20 protein-coding genes are annotated in these 23526 nt (G+C 71.8%); 13 read left to right on the top strand and 7 right to left on the bottom strand.

Annotation, left to right across the window (positions count from 1 at the left end):
• Positions 1-25: 25 nt before the first annotated feature.
• Positions 26-1183: a glycosyltransferase family 2 protein gene (locus tag C7474_RS11565; protein ID WP_121060170.1), complete on the top strand. Its 1158-nt coding sequence runs from the start codon at positions 26-28 to the stop codon at positions 1181-1183.
• A 5-nt stretch (positions 1184-1188) separates the two neighbouring features.
• Here C7474_RS11565 and C7474_RS11560 read toward each other — a convergent pair whose 3' ends face one another.
• Positions 1189-2616, bottom strand: a complete 1428-nt coding sequence (locus C7474_RS11560; RefSeq protein ID WP_241965219.1) for a glycosyltransferase family 4 protein — start codon at positions 2614-2616, stop codon at positions 1189-1191.
• A 60-nt stretch (positions 2617-2676) separates the two neighbouring features.
• Between C7474_RS11560 and C7474_RS11555 the strand changes: the two genes are divergently transcribed.
• Together C7474_RS11555 and C7474_RS11550 are read left to right on the top strand one after the other, a co-directional pair.
• Complete coding sequence (locus C7474_RS11555; RefSeq protein WP_121060168.1) at positions 2677-3471, top strand: ABC transporter permease; 795 nt, start codon at positions 2677-2679, stop codon at positions 3469-3471.
• Positions 3472-3473: 2 nt separating this feature from the next.
• Positions 3474-4220 carry an ABC transporter ATP-binding protein gene (locus C7474_RS11550; protein ID WP_422385798.1) on the top strand — a complete coding sequence of 249 codons (747 nt, stop codon included), beginning with the start codon at positions 3474-3476 and terminating at the stop codon, positions 4218-4220.
• 19 nt (positions 4221-4239) lie between these two features.
• On the opposite strand, the gene C7474_RS11545 is transcribed toward C7474_RS11550, so the two are convergent.
• From C7474_RS11545 to C7474_RS11535, 3 genes are read right to left on the bottom strand one after another with little or no spacing between them, the layout of a single operon-like run.
• Positions 4240-5235: a glycosyltransferase gene (locus C7474_RS11545; RefSeq protein ID WP_121060164.1), complete on the bottom strand. Its 996-nt coding sequence runs from the start codon at positions 5233-5235 to the stop codon at positions 4240-4242.
• A gap of 12 nt (positions 5236-5247) precedes the next feature.
• Entirely contained in the window at positions 5248-6555 is a 1308-nt protein-coding gene (locus C7474_RS11540) for an O-antigen ligase family protein (protein WP_121060161.1), read from the bottom strand.
• Positions 6552-7958, bottom strand: a complete 1407-nt coding sequence (locus C7474_RS11535) for an O-antigen ligase family protein (RefSeq protein ID WP_121060159.1) — start codon at positions 7956-7958, stop codon at positions 6552-6554. The genes C7474_RS11540 and C7474_RS11535 overlap by 4 nt, the downstream gene beginning before the upstream one ends.
• 94 nt (positions 7959-8052) lie before the next feature.
• Here C7474_RS11535 and manA point away from each other — a divergent pair, with 94 nt between their 5' ends.
• The 7 genes from manA to ahcY all read left to right on the top strand — a co-directional run bounded on the left by manA (position 8053) and on the right by ahcY (position 16330).
• A complete protein-coding gene (manA, locus tag C7474_RS11530; RefSeq protein WP_121060157.1) occupies positions 8053-9201 on the top strand; it encodes a mannose-6-phosphate isomerase, class I in 1149 nt (382 codons plus the stop codon).
• A 127-nt stretch (positions 9202-9328) separates the two neighbouring features.
• Positions 9329-9649: a WhiB family transcriptional regulator gene (locus C7474_RS11525; RefSeq protein ID WP_121060155.1), complete on the top strand. Its 321-nt coding sequence runs from the start codon at positions 9329-9331 to the stop codon at positions 9647-9649.
• Positions 9650-9782: 133 nt separating this feature from the next.
• Positions 9783-12569, top strand: a complete 2787-nt coding sequence (locus tag C7474_RS11520; RefSeq protein ID WP_121060153.1) for a glycosyltransferase — start codon at positions 9783-9785, stop codon at positions 12567-12569.
• Positions 12566-13960, top strand: a complete 1395-nt coding sequence (locus C7474_RS11515; protein WP_121060151.1) for a DUF5719 family protein — start codon at positions 12566-12568, stop codon at positions 13958-13960. The genes C7474_RS11520 and C7474_RS11515 overlap by 4 nt, the downstream gene beginning before the upstream one ends.
• Positions 13961-14108: 148 nt before the next feature.
• Positions 14109-14540: a metallopeptidase family protein gene (locus C7474_RS11510; protein WP_199692439.1), complete on the top strand. Its 432-nt coding sequence runs from the start codon at positions 14109-14111 to the stop codon at positions 14538-14540.
• Between the two features lie 84 nt (positions 14541-14624).
• Positions 14625-14831 (top strand): DUF3499 family protein, encoded by a 207-nt coding sequence (locus tag C7474_RS11505; RefSeq protein ID WP_121060149.1) that lies wholly within the window; start codon positions 14625-14627, stop codon positions 14829-14831.
• A gap of 41 nt (positions 14832-14872) precedes the next feature.
• Positions 14873-16330: an adenosylhomocysteinase gene (gene ahcY / locus C7474_RS11500; RefSeq protein WP_121060147.1), complete on the top strand. Its 1458-nt coding sequence runs from the start codon at positions 14873-14875 to the stop codon at positions 16328-16330.
• Positions 16331-16348: 18 nt separating this feature from the next.
• Here the strand turns inward: ahcY and C7474_RS11495 are convergent, their stop codons facing one another.
• Complete coding sequence (locus tag C7474_RS11495; RefSeq protein ID WP_121060145.1) at positions 16349-17221, bottom strand: RDD family protein; 873 nt, start codon at positions 17219-17221, stop codon at positions 16349-16351.
• Positions 17222-17237: 16 nt separating this feature from the next.
• Here C7474_RS11495 and C7474_RS11490 point away from each other — a divergent pair, with 16 nt between their 5' ends.
• From C7474_RS11490 to katG, 3 genes are all read left to right on the top strand, one after another.
• Positions 17238-18233: a stage II sporulation protein M gene (locus C7474_RS11490; RefSeq protein WP_121060143.1), complete on the top strand. Its 996-nt coding sequence runs from the start codon at positions 17238-17240 to the stop codon at positions 18231-18233.
• A 67-nt stretch (positions 18234-18300) separates the two neighbouring features.
• Positions 18301-18732 (top strand): Fur family transcriptional regulator, encoded by a 432-nt coding sequence (locus C7474_RS11485; protein WP_121060141.1) that lies wholly within the window; start codon positions 18301-18303, stop codon positions 18730-18732.
• 48 nt (positions 18733-18780) lie between these two features.
• The gene (katG, locus tag C7474_RS11480; RefSeq protein ID WP_121060139.1) at positions 18781-21102 is read left to right on the top strand and encodes a catalase/peroxidase HPI; all 2322 of its coding nucleotides are present in this window, start codon (positions 18781-18783) and stop codon (positions 21100-21102) included.
• 69 nt (positions 21103-21171) lie between these two features.
• Here the strand turns inward: katG and C7474_RS11475 are convergent, their stop codons facing one another.
• Together C7474_RS11475 and C7474_RS11470 are read right to left on the bottom strand one after the other, a co-directional pair.
• Entirely contained in the window at positions 21172-21993 is an 822-nt protein-coding gene (locus tag C7474_RS11475; RefSeq protein ID WP_121060137.1) for an aquaporin, read from the bottom strand.
• Positions 21994-22223: 230 nt separating this feature from the next.
• A complete protein-coding gene (locus C7474_RS11470; RefSeq protein ID WP_121060135.1) occupies positions 22224-23525 on the bottom strand; it encodes a DUF58 domain-containing protein in 1302 nt (433 codons plus the stop codon).
• Position 23526 lies beyond the last annotated feature (1 nt).

The raw sequence follows: 23526 nt of genomic DNA, 5'->3' as shown, positions 1-23526 counted from the left end.
CCAGCGGATTGATAGGGTTCTGGCTATGACACTGGTCATGACGGTCATGGTCCGCGATGAGGCGGACATCATTGCGGCGATGGTCGAGTATCACCTCGCCTCCGGCGTCGACGTGCTGCTCATCACCGACAACGGCTCTGTCGACGGCACCCGCGAGATCCTTGCCGAGTACGAGGGGGATCCTCGTGTCTTCGTCGTCGACGACCCCGTGCAGGACAAGAATCAGGCCGCGAAGGTCACCGCGATGGCGCGGCGCGCGGCGACCGACTTCGGAGCGGACTGGGTCATCAATGCCGACGCTGACGAATTCTTCGTGCCGAAGGACCGTTCCCTGACCCTGGGCGAGTTGTTCTCACAGATGCCGAAGAGCATCGTCTCGGCTACCATCCCGGTCGTCGACATGACCGGCGCGCCGGGGCGCGACGGCACAGGATTGGCGCGGTTGCTGCACCGCGACGAGCGGGATGAGTTCACGTTGTACGGGCGCAGCGGCCTACACGCTCACGCGACACACGACGCGATCCACATCGGCGACCCAAACGTCGTAGTGGCACAGGGGAACCATTATGTGAGTCTGGCGAGTAACGGCCCCGTCCCGACGGGTCTCGAGCTCGAGAGCCTGCACTTCCCCTGGCGGTCGTTTCGTCAGTTCGAGCGGAAGGTGCGCAACGCCGGTGTCGCATACGAGGCGAACCCGCGGATCCGGCCCAGCCCGCGCCACCACGGTATGCGCGACTATCGGTTCCTTCGCGCCGGCGCTCTGGAGGAGTCATACGTGTTCCGACACCCGCTCGCCACAGAGCTCGGCAACGCTGAACTCCCTCGCGACGAGTGGCTGTCGCACCGGCTACGTGACCTCGCTGCAGAGCAGACGACGCGCTCGCCAGAGCGGTTGCTCGTCTCCCTCCGCTCCGGTCCCCCGGACTATGACGACGCGGATGTCGAACGTGCGAGGGCCGTCCTGGTGCCGCTTCTTGCCGTCGAGGACGAGCGGGTCGCGGCCGAACATCGCGCGCGCGACCTGGAGAAGCTCTCCGTCGAGCTCGAGACGAGCCGAGGAGAGCTCGCTGCCTGCCGAGAGGCGCTCGAGGATGCCGTCGGGCAGTTGCAGCGGATTAGGGCCGGCCGAATGCATCGATGGGCACATCAAGCGCGCCGGCTCGTTTCATCGCACGCTTCCTGAGTCGCTCACCGCTCACGATCCCGCCGGGTGCGTCGTTCGTCGAGCTTTTCGCGAACGAGTGCCCAGCCTCCACGGCGTAAGTAGTACGTGAGCAATGCGAAGTCGCGTCGCCGGCCGCGCGGCATGAGCAGTATCCTCTCGAACCGGCTCGCTGTGAGAGTTCGGCCGCTCGCGGCGAGCAGCGCACGATCGGCGGCGGGGCGCGGCGCGCGGCAGAAGTCGAGAAGCGGGCTTAGCGTTCGCTGCCAGGTGAAGTCACCACGCACACTCTCGGCGGCCGTCTTCGCCGCCCGGTAGGCGGCCTCGTCGGACAGGAGATGGCGGATGGCCTCCGCAAGTGCCGGCGCGTCCTTCGGCGGCACGACCCGCCCACAGCCGGTCGCCGCGATCACCTCCGCGAATGCATCGCCGTCGGAACTGACGACGGGCAACCCGGCCCAGAGATAGTCGAGGATGCGGGTGCGGAATGAGAACCGCGTCTCCGCGTGAATGGGGTGAGTACTGACGCCGAGGTCGGCATCGAGCAGATAGTTCACGCGATCTTCGTAGGCTACCCACTCGTCGTTGAAGAAGACCGTGCGGCCAGTCAGCCCCAGCCGGTCGGCGGCGGCGACGGTGTCGGCGATGGCCGCCATCTCGGGGACCTCGGGATTGAAGTGGCTCGCGCTGAGGAAGAACAGTTTGATGTCGGGACGCGCCGACGCGAGCAGGCCCATGGCCTCGACGAGTGTCACCGGGTCGAACCAGTTGTAGATGCCGCCACCCCAGATGAGCACCTTGTCGTCGAGGCCGATGCCGGGCACCGTACCTTTGATGGCGTGCCGTGATTGCCTAGGTGCCTCGGCGGGGAGCCCGAACGGCGCGATGCCGATCAGAGAGTCGAAAGTCGGGTCGGCACGATAGGTCGCCGGGTTCAGCCGCCCCAGGGCCGAAAGGTTGCCCAGCCACAGATCGCGCTGGCGCTCGGAGGCGCAGAGAAAGAAGTCGCCGCGTCCGAGTTGCTCATTGAGCAGGGACACCGCTTTACGGATCTCGTCGACGTATGGCGCCTCGGCCTCGTACTTGTTCTGTTCGAGTTGCTCCAGTTGGAACGGGTCGTAGAGGTCTGCCACGACGATCTTCTGCGTGCGGGCGACCGACGGGAAGATCCGTAGTGACATCCCCTGTACGACGATCACATCGGCCCACCGCTCGTGCGGTTCCATGGCCCGCTCATCCGCTTCATGTACGAAGTGCAACGCGAATCGAGGGCTATGGCGCTCAATGCGCTTCCAGGAGACGATGCGCACGTCGCAGTCATCTGAAAGCAACTCGGCCATGTTCCACACCCGGATCGCCGGTCCCGCCATGCGTTCCGTGATCGGGTCGCCCGTGATGATGAGCACCCGGGGGCGGGGCGACGTCGGCGAGGCAGAGAGAGAGTGCGTGACCACTTGCAAAACCCTACCGTCGTGCCCCGCGGGGAGCGGAGTGGGACGTTCTAGACTCGACTGGTGACCACAGCCGTCGTCGGCGCCCCTGGAACCCCTCGGCGCTACTTCCACTCGCTGTGGCTGCTGTCGGCGCGCGACCTCAAGGTGCGCTACTCGACGAGCGCGCTGGGCTACTTGTGGTCGATCCTCGACCCGCTCGTGATGAGCGGGATCTACTGGTTCGTCTTCACCCAGGTCTTCCACCGATCCGGAGTGGGGGAGGCGCCGTACATCGTCTTCCTCATCACCGCGTTGCTGCCGTGGGTGTGGTTCAACTCCGCGGTCATCGACTTCACGAAGGCGTTCACGAAGGACGCGAGGCTCGTCCGGTCGACGGCTATCCCGCGGTCGATCTGGGTCAACCGCATCGTGCTGAGCAAGGGGATCGAGTTCCTCTGCTCCCTCCCCGTGCTCGTCTTCTTCGCCGTGGTCGCGGGCGCGCACGTCGGCTGGGGGCTGCTCGCCTTCCCGCTCGCGATCCTCGTCCAAGCCGTGCTGCTCGTCGGCCTCGGACTGATCGTCGCCCCGCTGTGCGTGCTGTGGACCGATTTGGAGCGCACGACGCGCCTCGTGCTCCGCGCGCTCTTCTACGCCACCCCGATCATCTACGGCGTATCCGACCTGCCTGGCATCTTCCCGGAGCTGGCCGCGTTCAACCCCCTGTCGGGCATCTTCACGCTGTACCGGATTGGGTTCTTCCCGGGCCAGTGGGACACGCTGTCCGTGGTCGTGGGTGTCGCGTTCAGCCTGCTCGTGCTCGTGCTCGGCGTGCTGGTCTTCCGCCGGCTCGAGCCCGGCGTCCTGAAGGAGCTGTGAGCGTGACGACGACCGCGATCCGCGTCGAAAACCTCGGCGTCAATTTCCGTAGCAACCGCCGCGGGCGACGCAGTCTCAAGGATCTCTTCGGCGGCGCCACGCGTCGCACGAGACCTGGAACCTTCTGGGCGCTCCGCGGAGTGAGCTTCGACGTGCTGCCGGGCGAGGCCATCGGCGTCGTCGGGCGCAACGGCCAAGGCAAGAGCACGCTCCTCAAACTCGTGGCGGGCGTTCTCATCCCCGACGAGGGCCACGTGTCGGTGCACGGGGGAGTCGCGCCGCTCATCGAGATCACGGGCGGATTCGTCGGCGATCTGACCGTCCGCGAGAACGTCCGGCTCACGGCCGGACTCCACGGCATGACGAAGGCCGAGATCGCGCGCCGCTTCGATGACATCATCGCCTTCGCCGAGCTCGCCGACTTCGTCGACATGCCCTACAAGCACCTCTCGAGCGGGATGAAGGTGCGGCTCGCGTTCGCCGTGGTCTCGCAGCTCGACGAGCCGATCCTCCTGGTCGACGAGGTGCTCGCCGTGGGCGACAAGGCGTTCCGCGACAAGTGCTATCGACGCATCGACGAGATGCTCGCCTCGGGCCGCACGCTGTTCTTCGTGAGCCACAACGAGAAGGACCTGCGCCGCTTCTGCGCTCGCGGGCTCTATCTCGACAAGGGCGCGCTCAAGATGGATGCCGACATCGCCACCGTGTTGGCCGCGTACAACGCCGATTACGGCAAAGCCGCATCCTGAGCGCTCAGCAGAAGAACGCTCAGGACGCCGCAGCCACCAGCGGGGGCATCGGCCGCCACTGCCGGTCGCGGGCGATGGCGCGGCCGTCGCGCAGGCCGCGGAAGAGGTTCGACGTGCCGCGTACCTTGCGCTCGACGAAGAGGAGTCGGATGAGCTCCTTGCCGAAGGTCAGCGCGGTCCCGAACCCGAAGAGCACCGGGTTGTAGACGCCGAGGGCGCGGTGGTAGCGCTTGATGATCGCGCGGTTGCGCATGATGTAGTAGCGGTACGCGTCGCTCGACGCATTCATGTGGCGGATGCCCATGTCCCACTGCTTGATCTCGCGCGTGCGGCGCAGCACGAACTCGTCGACGATGACGGATGTCGTGATGCGCGAGGCGAGCCAGCCGTAGGTCTGGTCGTCCCAGTAGATGAAGAACCGCGGGTCGGGCAGGCCGATCTGCGCGACGATGTCGCGGTGGATGAACATGCCCTCGAAGCAGCCGGAGTTCATCTCCTTGTACCCGGAAGCGTCGAAACCCGACGGGGCGAAGGGGATCGGGATGCCCATCCGCTCGGCGACGCGGTACTGCCAGTAGAACTCGCTGCCGTCGTAGTCGTAGCGTCGTCCCTGGATCGACTTGAACCGGCCCGACCACTTCCCCATGCGCGCGAGGCCGTCGGGGAGCACCTCGACGTCGTCGTCCATGAGCCAGATCCACTGCGAACCGAGCTCGTAGGCGACCCGCATGCCCTCGCTGAACCCGCCGGACCCGCCGGTGTTCGTGTCGAGTCGTCGGTAGACGATCTCGGCGCCGATGCGCTCGCGGAAGGACTCGACGACGGCGGTCGTGTCATCGGTCGACGCGTTGTCGACGATGACGACGTGACCCGGATGCGGGTCCATCCGCTCGATGCTCTCGAGCAGGCGCGTGAGCAGCCCGGAGCGGTTGAACGTCACGACCGCGATGGTCGCCGTGGCGGGGTCGAAGGCGTCGGTGGACGCGGACTCGCGCTGCGTGCTGGGGGAGGTCATGGCCCCGAAAGTCTACCCCGGCGGCCTCTGCGTCCCGATGGCGTCCAACCGCTCCCGCCATGACCTCGACTGTCCCGCCCGCACGGCGCAGACGACCAGCAGCAGCCAGCCCGTGCCGTAGAGCGCGACGCTCTCGAACAGGCTCGTGACGCCGAGCGCGACGAGGGTGAGCGGCGTCCAGGCGTAGACGACCGAGCGTCGCTCGCCGGCGTCCAGCCACGAGCGCACGAGGGCCATGCCGGCGAACGCGACGAACAGCACGATCCCGACCCAGCCGAGCTGCACGAGCACGTCGACGAACGCGTTCAGGCCCGTCGTGTGCCGCTGGCGCAGCAGCATGTTGATCGTCGTGAACGGCTGCTCGGTGAGCTCCCACGGCCCGAAGAACCCCCACCCCTGCACGGGCTTCATCCGCACGTAGAAGTTCGCGAGCGTCCACAGGCTGTTGCGCATCGCGAGGTCGTCGGTCGCCCCCAGGAGCTCGAGGATGCGGCTGCGCTGCACCCACAGCACGACCCCGACCGTCGCGACCAACCCCGCCAGTCCCCACTGCACCCCCGCGCGGCTGCGCGCCGGGACGGCCCGCACGATGATGAGGGCGACCGTCGCGGCCCCGACGGATGCCGCGAGGATGTACACCGTGGGCGAGGCCGACAGCAGGGCGAGGGCGGTGGCGAGGGCGATCGAGAGGTACGACACCGCGGGCCGCACCGAATGGGTGCGCCACTCGACGAGGAAGGTGATCAGCGCGAGCACCGCGACGATCCCGAGCATGTTGCGCGTGCCGAAGATCCCCTGGATCGGGCCCCACTGCGCGATGTTGCCCTGGATGCCGATGATCTTCAGCGGAGTGTCGATCAGGATGCCGGACACCACCTCGAGGCCCAGCGAGAGCCACAGGGCCACTCGGGCGACGTCGGCGAAGGCGCGCACGGTCTGCAGCGTGTCGCGGACGTGGCCGATCGTGACGGCGAGCACGGCGACCCCGACCATCGCGATCCACCGGCCGAGGCTCGTGGCGGCATCCGAGCTCCAGAACACGCTCGCCCCGGCCCAGGCGACCAGCAGCACGAGCGAGGTCGGCACGAGCCGGACGAAGGAGATCTCCTCGCGCCGCGCGACGATGACGGCCACGCCGATGACGGCGAGGCCCGCGATCACGGTGCGCAGGGCCGTCTGCCCCATGAGCCGCTCGATGAGGTGCGTGCCGAGCATCGCGCCGATGACCGTGAGTGTGTAGGCGCGAGCGAACTCCGCCGAGCGCAGCAGCTCCCTCAGAGCGTCGCGCGGCGGCCGGCTCTCGCCCGCAGCGCCGGTCATGGACGCGCCGCGCCGAGGTGCTCGCCACGCTCGCCGGCGAGGCGTTCCTCCGAGGGGCCTCGGCCGATCAGCGGCGACTGCTTGATCTTGAAGGCGAGCAGCACGAGCAGCAGCCACCCCCATGCCAGCAGTGGGGAGGACTCCGCGATGCCCTGCACGAGCAGCTGCGCGGCGACGAGGGTCGGCAGCAGCGTCAGGGGCGAGTACGGGCGGTCGGAGACGAGATCCCAGCGGGGGCGGTCGACGGCGAAGAACCAGCCCCGCCACACGAAGGCGAGATAGGTGAGCGCGAGGAACACGACGCCGACGATGCCGAGCTGGAGCGAGACGTCGAGCCACATGTTGTGGGCCTGCATGACCGTGACGCCGTGGTCGACGATCCAGCCGTCGAAGGCGGGATCGGACGGCACCCAGGGCGTGGAGAAGCCCCAGCCGAGCACCGGGCGCTCGCCGGCCCGGGCGATCACCTGCTCCCAGATGCCCTCACGGCCGGTGAGGTCGGACGAGCGGCCGAGCAGCCCGAAGATCTGGTCGCGCAGCAGCCACAGCGCCGTCAGGCCCCCGACGGCGACGACCGCGTAGGCGATGTAGAACTTGCTGCGCTCGCCGGCGCGCCGCGTGGTGCGCATGAGCACGACCGTCACGAGCACGACGACCGATAACGCCGCCGACAGGTAGGCGGTCGCCGACCCGGCGCGCACGAAAAGGAACACGCCGAGCGCGATCCATCCCCACAGCAGCGTGCGTCGCGGCGCGCGCGCCGCGACGAGGATCGCGAACACCGTGACCGCGAGCAGCGACACGTACGCGAGCGAGTTGGCGTTGCCGAAGATCCCCTGGATGCGGCCGCCGTCGAACAGGTTGTCGCGCGACCACAGCACGATCGGGTCGGCGACCTTGCCCTCCGGGCGCACGAACCGCGGCAGGATCGGGCCGCCCCAGACGAGCGACACCCACAGCTCGAACAGGATCGACAGCCCCAGCACCCACTTGAGCGCCGACGCGAGGGCGCGCACGAGCTCGCGCCACGTGAGCACCGCGCCGACGAACATCGCCTGCACGCTCGTCGACACCAGCAGCACGAGGGTGAGCCCGGTCGCCGCGGGCCAGGCCGACCACAGGAGCGACGCGATCGCGAGCAGGACGTAGCCGACCGCGAACCAGGGGAGCCGCCGCCACTGCACCGCCGGACGCAGCACGATCCACAGGACGACCGACACGAGCGCGGTCCCGACCGCGACACCCGCCGAGACGGCCGTGCCGAACGCGAGCAGCCACGCGGTGCCCGCCAGTCCCGCGGCGAGCACGAAGATGCACCACCCGCGCAGCAGCAGGTGGCCCGTGGTCTCCCGCACCGGGGCTGCCGGAGGCGCCGCGATCGGGTGCTTCGTGTGAACCGTCATCCCGCGTTCAGGGTATCGCGCGCGGGCCGCGAGCCTTCGAGGCCGTGCGATTCCTCCGGCGTGCCACCACCGGCGCCGCTTCTATGCTGGTGGGGTGCTGCTCGCCCTCACCAACACCCCGCGCGACTACTCCTGGGGGTCGGCCATGCTGATCCCCGCCCTGCAGGGCCGGGAGCCCTCCGAGGTCCCCGAGGCCGAGATCTGGTACGGCGACCATCCCGGCAGCCCCGCGCGCACCGACGACGGGCGCACCCTGGACGCCGTCACGGCGGATGCCCCGCTGCCCTACCTGCTGAAGATCCTCGCCGCCGGCTCGTCGCTGTCGATCCAGGCGCACCCCTCCAAGGACGAGGCCGTCCGCGGGTTCGCCCGCGAGGAGGCGGCCGGCATCCCGCGGGACGCCGCGGAGCGGACCTATCGCGACGACAACCACAAGCCGGAGATCATCGTCGCCCTGAGCGAGCGATTCACGGCGCTCGTCGGTCTGCGCCCGCTCGACGGCAGCCGCCGGCTCGTCGCCGCCCTCGGCGAATCTTCGGGTGATGCCCCCGGCATCCGCGCCCTCGCCGCGCATCTGCAGGGCGACGACGCGTCCGCCGCCCTGCGCGAGACCCTCGCGTGGCTGTTCTCGGGCGAGGCCGCCGCCGCGATCGCCGACGTCGAAGCGGCGCTGCCGGATGCCGCCGCGCCCGGGTTCGAGCGCGAGCTCGAGAACCTGCGCCGCATCGCCGCCGACTTCCCCGGGGATCCGGGACTCGTCGTCGCGCTGCTCATGAACCTCGTCGACCTGCGCCGCGGCGAAGCACTGTTCGCCCCCGCCGGCGCCCTCCACGCCTATCAGGAGGGCCTCGGTGTGGAGCTCATGGCGGCCAGCGACAACGTGCTGCGCGGCGGCCTCACCCCCAAGCACATCGACGCTCCCGAGCTGCTGCGCCTCGTCGACACCACGCCCGGGCCCGCCCCGCGCGTGGCCGCCGCCGGCACCGACGGTGTGTCGGTCTACGACGCGGGCGTACCCGACTTCCGCCTCACCCGGGTCGAGCTGGGCGACGCCGCGCGCACCCTGCCCGTCACCGGACCGACGATCGTCTTGGCGACCGCGGGGGAGGTGTCGGTGGCCGCGGGTGCGGCCCGCCGTACGCTGCTGCCGGGGACGGCGGCCTACGTCACCGCCGACGAGTCCGAGATCGTCCTGACCGGCACCGGCGAGGCCTTCGTCGCGCAGCCGGGCGTGTCGCACTGATCCGACACGCCGGGACGCCCAACAACCTTCCATCACGGGTTGAGGGTTTACGATCTGCGACTTGACCTCCGGGAATGACACGGGTGTAATTAGTGCATCGCGCAGGCCATACACGGGGGAGAGTGAAATGACGGGTTACCGATCCGGCGTTCCCGAGAACTGGTTCGTCGACCCGGTCGACCTCGGCGTCCCCGGGGTGCGGCGACCGGCCGCCACCGAGGAAGACACCGCGCTCGCGTGGCAGACCGACGCGCTGTGCGCGCAGACCGACCCGGAGGCGTTCTTCCCCGAGAAGGGCGGCTCCACCCGCGACGCCAAGCGCATCTGCGGATCGTGCGACGTGCGCGACCACTGCCTCGAGTACGCGCTGCAGAACGATGAGCGCTTCGGCATCTGGGGTGGCCTCAGCGAGCGCGAGCGCCGCAAGCTCAAGCGCCGCGCCGGCTGAGCCCATCTCGCGCACGGCTCGACGCGCACGCCGCTTCCCCATCGGAGGAATGACGAGCCGATTCCCGGCCGATCTCCCGAATCGCCCCCGATCTCCCGGATCGCGTCGCCGACCCGCTTAGGCTTGCCGGGTCATGCCCGCCCGAGTCCATGCGCTTCTGGTCGTGCGTCCCGACGCGCGCGACTCCGCCGACATCCACCTGCGACGCACTCTCGCCGCCCTCGCGGCGCAGAAGCGTCCCGTCGACGCGCTCACGATCGTGCTGTGCGGCGACGACGCCGACGTGCGCGCCATCGCGGCCGCCTCCGGCGCGGAGGGCGTGATCGAGGCCGACCGCGGCACCCGGTACGCCGAGGCACTGCAGCTCGCGTCGCGACGCATCGACGGCGACGCCGTCTGGCTGCTCGCCCAGGACACCGCGCCCGAGCCCGACGCGCTCGCGCACCTCGCGGGTGCCCTCGAGACTGCGCCGTCGGTCGCGTTCGCGGTGCCCAAGCTCGTGCGGTGGGACGACCCGCACCGCATCGTCTCGCTCGGCGTCACGATGACGCGCGGCGGCGCGACGGTGGGGCTGGCCGGGGGCGAGCTCGACCAGGGTCAGCACGACGGACGGCAGGACGTGCTCGGCGCCGACGTGCGCGCGCTGCTCGTGCGCGCCGATCGCTGGACGCAACTGGCCGGCCTCGATCCCGCCCTCGCCGGCGCCGACGAAGGTCTCGACCTCGGCATCCGCGCGCGCCTCGCCGGTGATCGCGTCGCCCTCGCCCCCCGGGCGATCGTCGCCGTCGCGGGAGACGGCGTCGCGGGCCTGCCCGACGACCGTTCCCGCGCGAGCCGCACCCGCGCGCGGTTCGCGGTGCGCGCGGCGCAGCTGCACCGTCGCCTCGTCTATGCACCCGGCCCCGCCGTCTTCCTGCACTGGCTGACCCTCGTCCCCCTCGGGATCGTGCGCGCCCTCTTCCTGCTCGTCACGAAGCATCCCTCGCGCGTCGGTCCCGAGATCGCCGCCGCCGTCGTGGCGGCGGTTCGGCTGCCGTCCGTCGCGCGCGCCCGGGCCGGCATCCGCCGCACGCGCCGCGCCGGATGGCTGCAGCTCGCACCGCTGCGGATCACGCCCCGCGAACTGCGCGAACGCCACGAGATCGAGTCCGGCCCCGAGGCCCGCCACGAGCTCGGCTTCTTCACGGGCGGCGGCGCCTGGATCGTGCTGGCCGCGCTCGTGCTCGGCATCGCCGCCTTCCCCGCGCTGCTGGCCTGGCCGACGCTCGGCGGCGGCGCGCTGGCGCCGCTGCGCGCGACCGTCGCCCAGCTGTGGGCGGATGCCGCTCCCGCCGGCGACCGGATGCTCGGGTGGGCGACCGACGGGCCCGCCGATCCGTTCAGCGCCGTGGTCGCGACGCTCGGCTCGCTCTCGCCGCTCGCGCCGTCGCGCGCCATCGTGGTCCTGTGGATCATCGCCCTGCCGCTCGCGGCGCTCGGCGGCTGGTTCGCCGCGACCCGTGTCACCGACCGGCCGCTGCCGCGCGCCGCGGTTGCGATCGCCTGGACGCTCGCCCCGCCGCTCCTGGCCGCGCTCACCGACGGACGACCCGCCGCCGTCATCGCCCACCTGCTGCTGCCGTGGCTGCTGTTCACCGGCGCGGCCGCCCACCGCTCCTGGACGTATGCCGGCCTCGCGTCGGTCATCGGGGTCGCCCTGATCGCGTGCGCACCGTCGCTCGCCCCCGCACTGCTGGTGCTGTGGACCCTGCAGCTCGTGCTGGTGGCGACCACGCGCGGTACCGGCATCGGACGGGTGCTCTGGCTCGTTGTCCCCGCCCTCGCGGTGTTCCTGCCGATCGCGCTCGCCCGCATCCGCGACGGACAGTGGTGGGCTCTCGTCGCCGACCCCGGCGTGCCCGTCGCCGGAGCCACCGGCGGCGACGACCCGATCGCCCGCATCGCGTTGCTGGCCGGGTTCCCGACCGCCGACCCCGGCGGATGGGGAGCGTGGACCGGGGGAGCGACCTGGTGGGTGCCGATCCTGGTCGTCCCGTTCGTCGCCGCGGCCCTCGCCGCCCCGCTCGTCACCCGACTGATCCCCGCCGTCGTGACGCTGGTCATCGCCGCCGTCGGCATCGGGTCCGCGCTGCTGATCGCCGGCATCTCGGTGGCATCGACCGCAGCCCTCCCGTCGCCGCTGTGGCCGGGCACCGCGCTCAGCCTCGGCTGGGCGGGCCTGGCCGGTGCGGCCGCCCTCACCCTCGACCGCCTCGCGCCGCGGCCGCAGGGCCTCATCGCCCTCGTCATGCTCGGCGCGCTCGCCGTCGCCGCCGTCCCGGCGCTCACGGCATCCGCCCGCGGCGCGAGTGTGCTCACCAACGGGCCCGCGAGCACCCTCCCCGCGTACGTCGCCGCGGAGGGCCGCGGCGGCACGGGGGTCGCGACGCTCGTGCTCACGCCGTTGGACTCCGGCGCCTACGTCGCCCGCGTCGTGTGGGGCGGCAGTCAGACGCTCGGCGGACAGTCGACGCTCGTCTCGGTCCGCGGCGACGCCGATGCCGCGGATGACCAGCTCGCGACCGTCGTCGCCGACCTCGTCACGGGAAGTGCCGGTGACGTCGTCGACCGCCTCGGCGCGCACGGCGTCGGGTTCGTTCTCGTCGAGATCCCCGGGACGGATGCCGCCGCGGCGAGCGGCCGCTCGGCCGCGTCGGCACTCGACCTGCGCAACTCCCTCGAGAACGTCGGCGACACCGGCAAGGGGATCCTCTGGCGCGTCACGGCCGAGGTCGACCCGCGCGACCCGGGTGCACCCGGCGTCGGCTGGATCGCGATGCAGGGCGGCGCCGTGCTGTTGGCCCTGCTGCTGGCCGTCCCCACCGCCACCACGGCGCGGGCGGCCCGCCGCAGCCCGCGCGTGATCGGAGCCCGCCGATGAGCCTTCCCCGCACCACCGCGCGCCTGATCGTCGGCGCCGTCGTGACGGCGCTGTGCATCGGCGGGGGCGTCGCCGCCGTCGTGCTGCCGTGGCCCGGCGTGCAGCGCGCGCCCCTGTCGGTCAGCGCCGCGCCGGCACCGGCGGCAGCCCTGCTCGCCTGCGCGGGTCCCGTGCTCGCGACGGGCCGCGATGCGACCGACGCCGCCGCGGTGGCGGATGCGGCCGACTCCGATGTCGTGGCCGCCACCGTCGACGGGCAGTCCGAGGAGTCCGCGCGCCGCCTCGCCGCCCGCGACGTGCCGGGCGGCACCGGGCCCGACGCGATCGTCGCCGTCCCCACCGGACGCGGCGCCGCCGAGGTCGCCGCTGCGGGATCGTCCACTCTCGCCGACCCCGACCTGCGCGGCTTCACCGCCGCGGCCTGCGAGACCCCGCGCATGGTGTCGTGGCTGGCCGCCGGCAGCGGACAGACCGGCGCCTCCGACCTCGTGGTTCTCGCCAACCCGGGAGACGTCGCCGCGAGCGTCGACCTCACCGTCTTCGGATCGCAGGGCGAGCAGCATCCCGCGGCCGGCACCGACATCGTCGTGGCGCCCGGCACCCAGCGGGTGCTGACGATGGCCGCCCTCGCCCTCGGTGAGGACGCTCCCGTCATCCGCGTCGACGCGAGCGCGGCGCCGGTCACCGCGTCCGTGCAGACGAGCATCACCCGCACCCTCATCCCCGGCGGCGTCGACCAGACCGGCACCACCGCCGACCCCGCCGCCACGCAGGTGATCCCGTCCTTCACCGTCGCCGGCGGGGCGTCGGCCGACTCCGACGGCACGACGACGCTGCGCCTGCTCGCGCCCACCGACGCGGCATCGGCGACCGTGACCGTCACCCCGACCGGCGGCGGTGCGGCCTCCACCACCGACGTGACCCTCGTCGCCGGGCAGCCCCTCGGCCTCAACCTCGGCGGCCTCGCCGCCGGCACCTACACGCTGCGGGTCGAGGCGAGCGCGTCCGTCGTGGCGGGACTCTGGGAGACCACCGGCTACGGCGCCACCGACGACTTCGCGTGGTACGCGGCCGCCCCCGAACTGGGGGAGCGCAGCCTCGCCGTCGTCGCCGACGGCCCCTCGCCCGTGCTGACGCTCACCAACGACGGCGCCTCCGACGTGACCGTCACCGTCACCGCCGGGGCGGGCACCGACGCGCCCGTCGAGGTGACCGTGCCCGCCGGGGGCGCCGCGCAAGTGGATGCGACCGCCGGCGACGCGTACGTGCTGGAGACGTCTGCGTCCGGCATCCGCGCGAGTGTGACCTACGCCGGCGCCGGTGCGCTGGCCGGCTACCCCGTTGCCCCGTCGGATGCCGCCGCCGCCGACGTCGTCGTCTACCTGCAGTAGCGCCCGTCGGCCGTTCAGGGCGTTTCGACTCGTCACTTCGCTCCTCGCTCAACGACCGGGGGTGGTGCCCCCACCGGTCGTTGAGCGAGCGGAGCGAGTCGAAACGCCCCGGGCGTCCCCGGGAACGTGCGACGCATAGGATGGCGGCATGATCCGGCGCCGCGCCCGCACCCCGATCGCGCGGCCATCGCGCCACGGCCGCCACGGCCGCGAAGGCCGCAGCCCGGTCGTCCGCCCGCCGCTGCCGCCACTGGAGACCCGCCAGGACGCGTTCGACCTCGCCGTCGGCACGGCGGCGGAGTTCCTGCGCAGCGCCTGGCCGGAGCTGCGCGACGTGCGCTTCGAAGTCGCCGCGATGCCGCCCGCGACCGACGACGACGGCATCCCGCGGTGGGACGCCCGCCCCGACGAGCAGCGCATCGTGCTGTTCCGCCTGCCGATCGAGCGACTGAGTCACCTGCACCGCGACGACGACCTGCATCGGCGCATGCTCATCGAGTCCTACGTTTTCCGCGCCGCCGCCGAGTACCTCGACCGCGACCCGTGGGACCTGGGGCCGGAGCGCTTCCGCTTCTTCTGACCCGGGCGCCTGCGCGTCCACGGTCTCCCACCACGGCGGCGCGGCATCCGTCCGCCCGACCGTCGGGCGGATAGCGTGGACGCGATGCGCACCAGACTCTGCTCCAAGGTGGGCTGCGCCCGCGAGGCCGTCACGACCCTGACCTACGACTACGGCGACCAGATGGCGGCCCTCGGCCCGCTCGGGCTCGGGAACGACCCGCACGCGCACGACCTCTGCGCCATCCACACCGACCGCCTCTCGGTCCCCAAGGGGTGGATGGTCGTGCGGCACGAGACGCTGCGCGTCTGACGCACGCCGTGTCGCCGGCATCCGCGTGGAAGAATGGCCGGATGCCGACCCCCGTGCGCACCCTCGACCACGTCGTCGCCGACCTCGCCCTCGCCGGCGCCGGTCGTCACCAGATCCGCCTCGCCGAGAACGAGATGCCGGGCCTGATGGCCCTGCGTGAGGAGTTCGGTCCCTCGCAGCCGCTCGCCGGCGCCCGCATCGCCGGGTCGCTGCACATGACGGTGCAGACGGCGGTGCTCATCGAGACCCTCGTCGCCCTCGGCGCCCAGGTGCGGTGGGCGTCGTGCAACATCTTCTCGACGCAGGACGAGGCCGCGGCGGCGGTCGTCGTGGGTCCGACCGGTACGGTCGACGCTCCCGCAGGCGTGCCGGTGTTCGCCTTCAAGGGTGAGACCCTCGCCGAATACTGGGAGCTCGCGGACCGTATCTTCGACTGGTCGGCCGAGGGCTTCGACGGCCCGAACCTCATCCTCGACGACGGCGGCGACGCGACCCTGCTCGTGCACAAGGGCGTCGAGTTCGAGGCGGCCAGCGCCGTGCCGGAGCCCACGGCATCCGACTCGGCCGAATACCGCATCGTGCTCGACACGCTCCGCGCCTCGCTCTCCCGCGACCCGCAGCGGTTCACGCGCATGGCGGAGCAGATCCTCGGGGTCACCGAGGAGACCACGACCGGTGTTCACCGCCTGTACGAGCTGCACGCAGCCGGGAAGCTGCTGTTCCCCGCCATCAACGTCAACGACTCGGTCACGAAGTCGAAGTTCGACAACAAGTACGGCATCCGCCACTCGCTGCCCGACGGCATCAACCGCGCGACCGACGTGCTGATGGGCGGCAAGGTCGCCTTCGTCGTCGGCTACGGCGACGTCGGCAAGGGCGCGGCCGAGGCCCTCCGCGGTCAGGGCGCGCGCGTCATCATCGGCGAGATCGACCCGATCTGCGCCCTGCAGGCCGCGATGGACGGATTCCAGGTCGCCCGGCTCGAGTCGGTGATCGACCAGGTCGACATCCTCATCACCGGCACCGGCAACACCCGCGTCGTGACCGTCGAGCACCTGCTCGGCCTCAAGCACCTCGCGATCGTCGGCAACGTCGGCCACTTCGACGACGAGATCGACATGGCGGGTCTCGAAGCGGTCGCCGGCGTCGAGAAGGTCGAGATCAAGCCGCAGGTGCACGAGTTCCGGCTGCCCAGCGGGCGCTCGGTACTCGTCCTCAGTGAGGGGCGCCTGCTCAACCTCGGCAACGCGACCGGCCACCCCTCGTTCGTCATGAGCGCATCGTTCGCCAACCAGGTGCTCGCCCAGCTCGAGCTGTGGGTCGGCCGCGACCGGTACCCGACCGGCGTCTACACGCTGCCCAAGGTGCTCGACGAGAAGGTCGCCCGCCTGCACCTGGCCGCCCTCGGCGTCGAGCTCACCGAACTGACCGCCGAGCAGGCCGCCTACATCGGCGTGCCCGTCGAGGGCCCCTACAAGCTCGACCACTACCGGTACTGACCGCCCGCCGCCCGGGCGTCAGCGGCGCGGGAAGCCGGGGGGAGCGTCGGCGACGCCGGCGGTGAGCGCGGCGACGCGCTCCGACTCCAGGTGCAGCGCGCGGAACTCGCGCTCGCGGCGCACCGCGACGACGCCCCGCACGAACAGTTCCGGGTCGACGGGCGGCACGGGGGTCACGAACGGCGTCACATCGGCGGCGACGGATGCCGCGGCCCGCAGCCGTGCGGCGGGGTCGAGCGTGTCGGCGCTGCGCACGAACCGCGCGGCGCGCCGGGCCACCCGGTCGGGGAGCCGCGCGACGTCGGCGACGTGCGCCCAGCCCGCGAGCGGCGCCGGCACACCCTCGGCGGGATCCGGCAGGCGCGGCGCGCGCGTGCGCTCGGAGTAGGTGCCGGCCAGGAGGTCGCCCAGGCGCTGCGAGCGCGGCGACAGCGCACCGACGATACCGGCGACCGCGCCGACGGTGAACCACAGCTCGAAGACGCCGACGAGCGCGCGGATGAACGCGTGGCGGAAGCCGGCGGCTCCGCCGTCGAGGCGCACGATCCGCCCGCCGACGGCGAGCTTGCCGAGGCTGCGTCCGCGGGTCGCGGTCTCGACGGCGGTCGGGATGACGACGAGCACGAGAACGAGCGCGGTGACCGAGAGGATGGGGGACAGGGTCGCGGCGGCGGCGCCTGTGCCGGTGATCCACCCGGCGGCGGCCCACACGGCGATCAGCAGCGCGACGCCGGCGAGCATGTCGATCAGCGTGCCCACCGCACGCAGGAAGAACGCGAGCGGCTGCACGTCGAGGGCGACGGCCTCGCCGGTGAGCACCTCGTCCTGGCGGATGACGGCGATCCCGGGTCGGGCCTCGGGGCCGGCTGGCAGGGTCCCGGACGGCGGCATGGGTACAGTGAACCACATGGACCTCGACGCCCTCACGGCCGCGCGGCGCGCGGAGTGGGAGCGGCTCGATGAGCTGGGCAGGCTGCGCCGTCCCACCGCCGCCGAGGCCGATGAGCTCGTCGCACGCTACCGCGCGGCATCCGCCGATCTGGCCGAGATCAAGACGACCGCCGGGCGCAGCGTCGAAGGCGACCACCTCTCCACGTTGCTCGCCCGTGCGCGCCTGCGCCTGACTGGCGCACCCGATAACGTGCTGCGACAGGTGCCGAGGTTCTTCCTGCACCAGCTGCCCGCCGCGCTGTACCGGCTGCGGTGGACGACGCTCGTCGTCGCCCTCGGCTTCCTCCTCGTGGGCGCGCTCGTCGCCGTGTGGATCGCCCGCGACCCGGCCGTGCTCGCCGCCCTCGGCGACCCGGCCGACCTGCAGTACTACGCCGAGCACGAGTTCACCGACTACTACAGCGAGAATCCGGCCGCCGTCTTCGCGGGAACGGTCTGGACGAACAACGCGTGGATCGCCGCGCAGTGCGTGCTGTTCGGAGTGACGGGCTTCTGGCCCGTCATGGTCGTCATCCAGAACGCCGTCGGGGTCGGCACCGCCGCCGCCGTGATGTTCGCCCACGGTCGCGGCGACCTGTTCCTGCTGTTCATCGCACCGCACGGGCAGCTCGAGCTCACCAGCATCTTCGTGGCGGCCGCCGCGGGCCTGCACATCTTCTGGGCGTGGATCGCCCCGGGCGCCCGCAGCCGAGGGGAGGCGCTCGCTGCCGCCGGCCGGTCGCTCGCGACGGTCGCCGTCGGACTCGTGCTGGCCCTCGCGCTCTCGGGCCTCGTCGAGGGGTTCGTCACGCGCCAGCCGTGGCCGTGGCCGCTGAAGATCGGGATCGGCACCGCCGCGCTGGCGGTCTTCCTCGTGTACATGCTCGTCGTCGGTCGCCGCGCCGCACGGGCGGGGGAGACCGGCGACCTCACCGAGTACGAGGCCGGCACGACACGGCTCGTCGCGGGGTGACCGACGGCGTCGCCCCGGCCCGCGACGTTGTTTTGACAGAGTCAAAACAACGCGTACAGTGGATGCCGTGACCTCCCTCGCGCCCTCCGCCACCGACGCCCTGCGCGGTGTCGGCCTGCGGGTCACGGAGTCGCGCGCGGCGGTCTACGACGCGTTGCACGGCCACCCCCACGCGAGCGCGGACGACGTCTTCGACCGCATCCGCGAGGCCGTTCCCGGCACGAGCCGCCAGTCGGTGTACAACGCCCTCGGCGACTTCGCCGACGCCGGGCTGGTGCGCCGCATCGAACCGGCCGGTCGTCCGATGCTGTTCGAGCTGCGCGTCGACGACAACCACCACCACCTCGTGTGCACCGGATGCGGTGCCGTCGAAGACATCGACTGCACCGTCGGGCATGCGCCGTGTCTCGTGCCCTCCGACGACCACGGCTACCGCATCGCGGCCGCCGAGGTCACCTTCTGGGGCCTGTGCACCGCGTGCGCCGCCCTGCGCGACTGACACCTCCACCACCGACCACCCCACCATCTCCCCGAGGAAGGAACCCGCATGAGCAACCCGGACGAGACCGTCGCGCCCATCGGCGAGGACGTCACCGACACCGACCAGGCGGTCACCCCCATCGACACGCCCGTCGACGAGCGCGCCGACGGCGAGACCCGTCCTCGCCCCAACCCCGACGAGGCGGGCTCCTGCCCCGTCGTGCACACCGGCGGGCAGCCGCATCCGACCAGCGGCTCGGCCAACCACGTCTGGTGGCCCAACCAGCTGAACCTGCGCATCCTCAAGAAGAACCCGGTCGAGGGCAACCCCCTCGGCGGCGACTTCGACTACGCCGCCGCGTTCGCCGGGCTCGACCTCGCCGCCGTCAAGGCCGACATCGCCGAGGTGCTCACCACGTCGCAGGACTGGTGGCCCGCCGACTTCGGCAACTACGGCCCGCTCATGATCCGCATGGCCTGGCACAGCGCGGGCACCTACCGCGTCACCGACGGCCGCGGCGGTGGCGGAGCCGGTCAGCAGCGCTTCGCGCCGCTGAACAGCTGGCCCGACAACGTCAACCTCGACAAGGCCCGGCGTCTGCTGTGGCCCGTCAAGAAGAAGTACGGCCAGTCGATCTCGTGGGCCGACCTCATGATCCTCACCGGCAACGTCGCGCTCGAGAACATGGGCTTCTCCACCTTCGGCTTCGGCGGCGGACGCCCCGATGTGTGGGAGCCGGACGACGACGTGTACTGGGGTCCGGAGACCACGTGGCTCGCCGACGAGCGCTACACCGGCGACCGCGACCTCGAGAAGCCGCTCGCCGCCGTGCAGATGGGCCTCATCTATGTCAACCCCGAGGGCCCCAACGGCAACCCCGACCCGCTGTCGTCGGCCCGCGACATCCGCGAGACGTTCGGCCGCATGGGCATGGACGACGAGGAGACCGTCGCCCTCATCGCCGGTGGTCACACGTTCGGCAAGACCCACGGCGCCGCGCCCGACACGAACATCGAGGACAACCCCGAGGCCGCCGGCATCGAGCAGCAGGGACTCGGCTGGAAGAACAACCACGGCACCGGCCACGGCGACGACACCATCACCTCGGGCCTCGAGGTCACGTGGACCTACCACCCGACCCGCTGGGACAACGAGTTCTTCCACATCCTCTACGCGTACGAGTGGGAGCTCATGCGCAGCCCCGCCGGCGCGCACCAGTGGCGTCCCGTCAACGGCGGCGGCGCCGACATGGTGCCGATGGCGCACTCGAACGGACGTCGCGAGCCCCGCATGCTCACGAGCGACCTCGCCCTGCGCGTCGACCCCGCCTACGACGTCGTCAGCCGTCGCTTCAAGGAAGACCCCGAGGCGTTCGGCGACGCGTTCGCCCGTGCCTGGTTCAAGCTCACGCACCGCGACATGGGTCCGATCGCCCGCTACCTCGGCCCCGAGGTGCCCCAGGAGGAGCTCATCTGGCAGGACCCGGTGCCGGCCGTGACCCACGAGCTGATCAGCGACGCGGATGCCGCGACCCTCAAGGAGCGCATCCTCGCGTCGGGCCTCACGGTGTCCGAGCTCGTCGGAACCACGTGGGCGGCGGCGTCGACCTTCCGCGGCAGCGACAAGCGCGGCGGCGTCAACGGCGCCCGCATCCGCCTCGCGCCGCAGAAGGACTGGGAAGTCAACAACCCCACGCAGCTGCACCGCGTACTGAGCGTGCTCGGCGGCATCAAGGCCGACTTCGACGCGACCGGCAAGGTCGTCTCCCTGGCCGACCTCATCGTGCTCGCGGGCAACGCCGGTGTCGAGAAGGCCGCGGCGGATGCCGGGGTCGGCGTCGAGGTGCCGTTCCGCCCGGGACGCACCGACGCCTCGCAGGAGCAGACCGACGTGCACTCGTTCGGCTACCTCGAGCCCGCCGCCGACGGCTTCCGCAACTACCAGGGTCCGCTCGCGACGGCCGCCGGTCTCCCTGCGGAGCACCTGCTGATCGACCGCGCGAACCTGCTGACGCTCACCGCGCCGGAGATGACCGTGCTGGTCGGCGGACTGCGGGTGCTCGGCACCAACTGGGACGGCTCGGACCACGGCGTGTTCACCGAGCGTCCGGGGGTGCTCACGAACGACTTCTTCGTGAACCTGCTCGACCTCGGCACGACGTGGAAGCCGCTCGACCCGGGCAGCCACGCGTTCGCCGGCGCGAAGGACGGCTCGGGCGAGAAGGTCGGGATCGGCACGCGTGTCGACCTGCTGTTCGGCTCGAACTCCGAGCTTCGCGCCCTCGCAGAGGTGTATGCCTCGGACGACGCCCGTGAGAAGTTCGTGCACGACTTCGTCGCGGCCTGGGTGAAGGTCACCGAGCTCGACCGCTTCGACCTGCACCGCTGACCCGCGCGCCGCACGCAGCGAACGGCCCCGCCTGGATGCCAGGCGGGGCCGTTCCGCGTTCTCAGCGGGTCAGAGGTCGATGCCTTTCGTGCTGAACAGCGCGCGGTGCAGGAAGCCCGCCAGCAGCGCGCCGACGATGGGGAACACGAGGAACACCCACAACTGCAGCAGCGGCTCGGCGCCGCCGTAGATGGCGGTGGCGATCGAGCGCGCCGGGTTGACCGACGTGTTGTCGATCGGGATCGACGCGAGGTGGATGAGCGTGAGCGTCAGGCCGATCACGAGGCCCGCGAACTTGGTGCCCCGCGTCGCGTGCGTCGCGCCGAGGATCACGAGCACGAAGATGCCCGTGAACAGGATCTCGGCGACGATCGCCGCCCCGAGGCCGAAGCCGCCGGGCGAGCCGAACCCGTCGCCGTCGCCGTAGCCGTTGCTGGCGAAGCCGCCCGCCTGCGCGTCGGCGAGCCAGCTGCCCGGGCCGAACAGGCCGATGAGCACGATGAGGCTCGTGCCGACGGCGCCGCCGATGACCTGGGCGACGATGTAGCCCACCGAGTCCTTCCACGCGAAGCGTCCCGCGGCGGCGAGCCCGAGCGTGACGGCCGGGTTGAAGTGACCGCCCGAGATCGGACCCCATGCGTAGGCGCCTGCAACGACGGTGAGGCCGAACGCGAACGCGACGCCGACGAAGCCGATGCCGAGAGAGGAGCCGTTGGCGCCGACGCCGAAGTCGGAGGCGAACAGCGCGGCGCCGATCGAGCCGAAGACGAGCACGAACGTGCCGAGCGCCTCGGCGAGCAGCTTCTGGGTGGTGGTGGGTCCCGCCGGTGCCGGTGCGTGGTCCAGCGGGGTCGGGGCGACGGGCTTGTCGGGGATCGGATCGGGGCTCATGGTCGTTCCTTTCGCGAAGAATCGCCTGTTGCCGCTGATTCTGCCGCTGATCGCGGGTTTCGTGCAGTACCGACGTCGGAAGTCGTCACCGCGCGTCGCGGTGCGTCATCCGCACATGTCGCCCGGTGAGAAACCGACCGCGCGCCGAGACATCATCGCGCCGGTGATTTCTCGCGCGCGGGATGATGTCTCGACGCGTCCCGCCCGACGGGCGGATGGATGCGGCGGAGTCAGAGGCGGCCGGCGGCCTTGAGCGCGAGGTAGCGGTCGGCGATCGCGGGCGGCAGGTCCTCGGCGGAAGCGGTGAGGGCCTCGGCACCGGCGCGGCGGACGGCTGCAGAGACTTCCTCGGCTTCCCGCGCGGCGCGTTCGTAGGCGGCCTCCCGGTAGACGTCCTCGGCGGCCCGCCGGGCGACGGGGGCGTCGCGGTCGTCGGTCGCCGTGCCGACCAGCACGCGGCTGCGGGCCGTGAGGGCCGGCAGCGACCCGAGGAAGGCCCGCGCCGAGGCGACGGCATCCTGCGCCGTGAGGACGACCACGAGCGCGGGGCGCGTGGTGAGCAGTCGCACCTGCGCGAAGGCCGCATCCCAGTCGGTGTCGATGAGCTGCGGCTCGACGGGGGCCATCGCGTCGACGAGCGCCGGCAGCAGGGCCGCGCCGTCGACGCGGGTGACCCGGGCGCGCACGACGCGGTCGAACATGACGAGGTGCACGTGGTCGCCGGCGCGCGTCGCGAGCGCGCCGAGCAGGAGCGCGGCCTCCATGGCGGCGTCCAGGCGCACCCCGTCACCGACGCGCGCGGCCGCGGTGCGGCCGGTGTCGACGAGGATGACGACGTGCCTATCGCGTTCGGGGCGCCACGTGCGCAGCATCGTCGTCCCCGCCCGCGCGGTCGCGCGCCAGTCGATGGAGCGCACGTCGTCGCCGCGCACGTACTCGCGCAGGCTGTCGAACTCGGTGCCCTGCCCGCGCACCTGCACGCTCGTGTTGCCGTCGAGTTCACGCAGCCGCACGAGGCGCGACGGGAGGTGCCGGCGCGCCCGGAACGGCGGCAGCACGCGCAGCGCGGCCGGGGAGTCGATGCGCCGCTGCCGTCCGGCGAGCCCCAGCGGCCCCGCCCCGCGGAGCACGACGAAGGCGCTGCGCAGCTCGCCGCGGCGCCGCGGCCGCAGTGGCACGTCGACGGCGCGGCGCTCGCCGGCCGGCACGTCGACGCGCACCCGGGCCGCCGGCGCGCCGGCCGTCGGCTGCCACGCGTCGCGCAGGAGTCCCCGCAGTCGCCGGGCGCCGTCGTTGCACAGCACGACCGCGGTGGGCACGCGCTCGCCGCGGAGAGCTCGTGCGGGCACGCGCCGCTCCACCGCGATGCGGCGTAGGTCGGCGGCCGCGGCGACGTCCACGCCCACGGCGACGAGGCACAACAGCATCCACGCCGCCGCGACGAGCCACGGCGACAGCCCCGCCGAGCCCAGCAGCACGGTGGGGACGACGCCGATGCCCACGGCGAAGGCGAAACGGCCGGTGACGAACACG

The organism is Microbacterium telephonicum, assembly GCF_003651225.1.
Lineage (GTDB): Bacteria > Actinomycetota > Actinomycetes > Actinomycetales > Microbacteriaceae > Microbacterium > Microbacterium telephonicum.
This window is presented reverse-complemented; position numbering and strand designations above follow the sequence as displayed.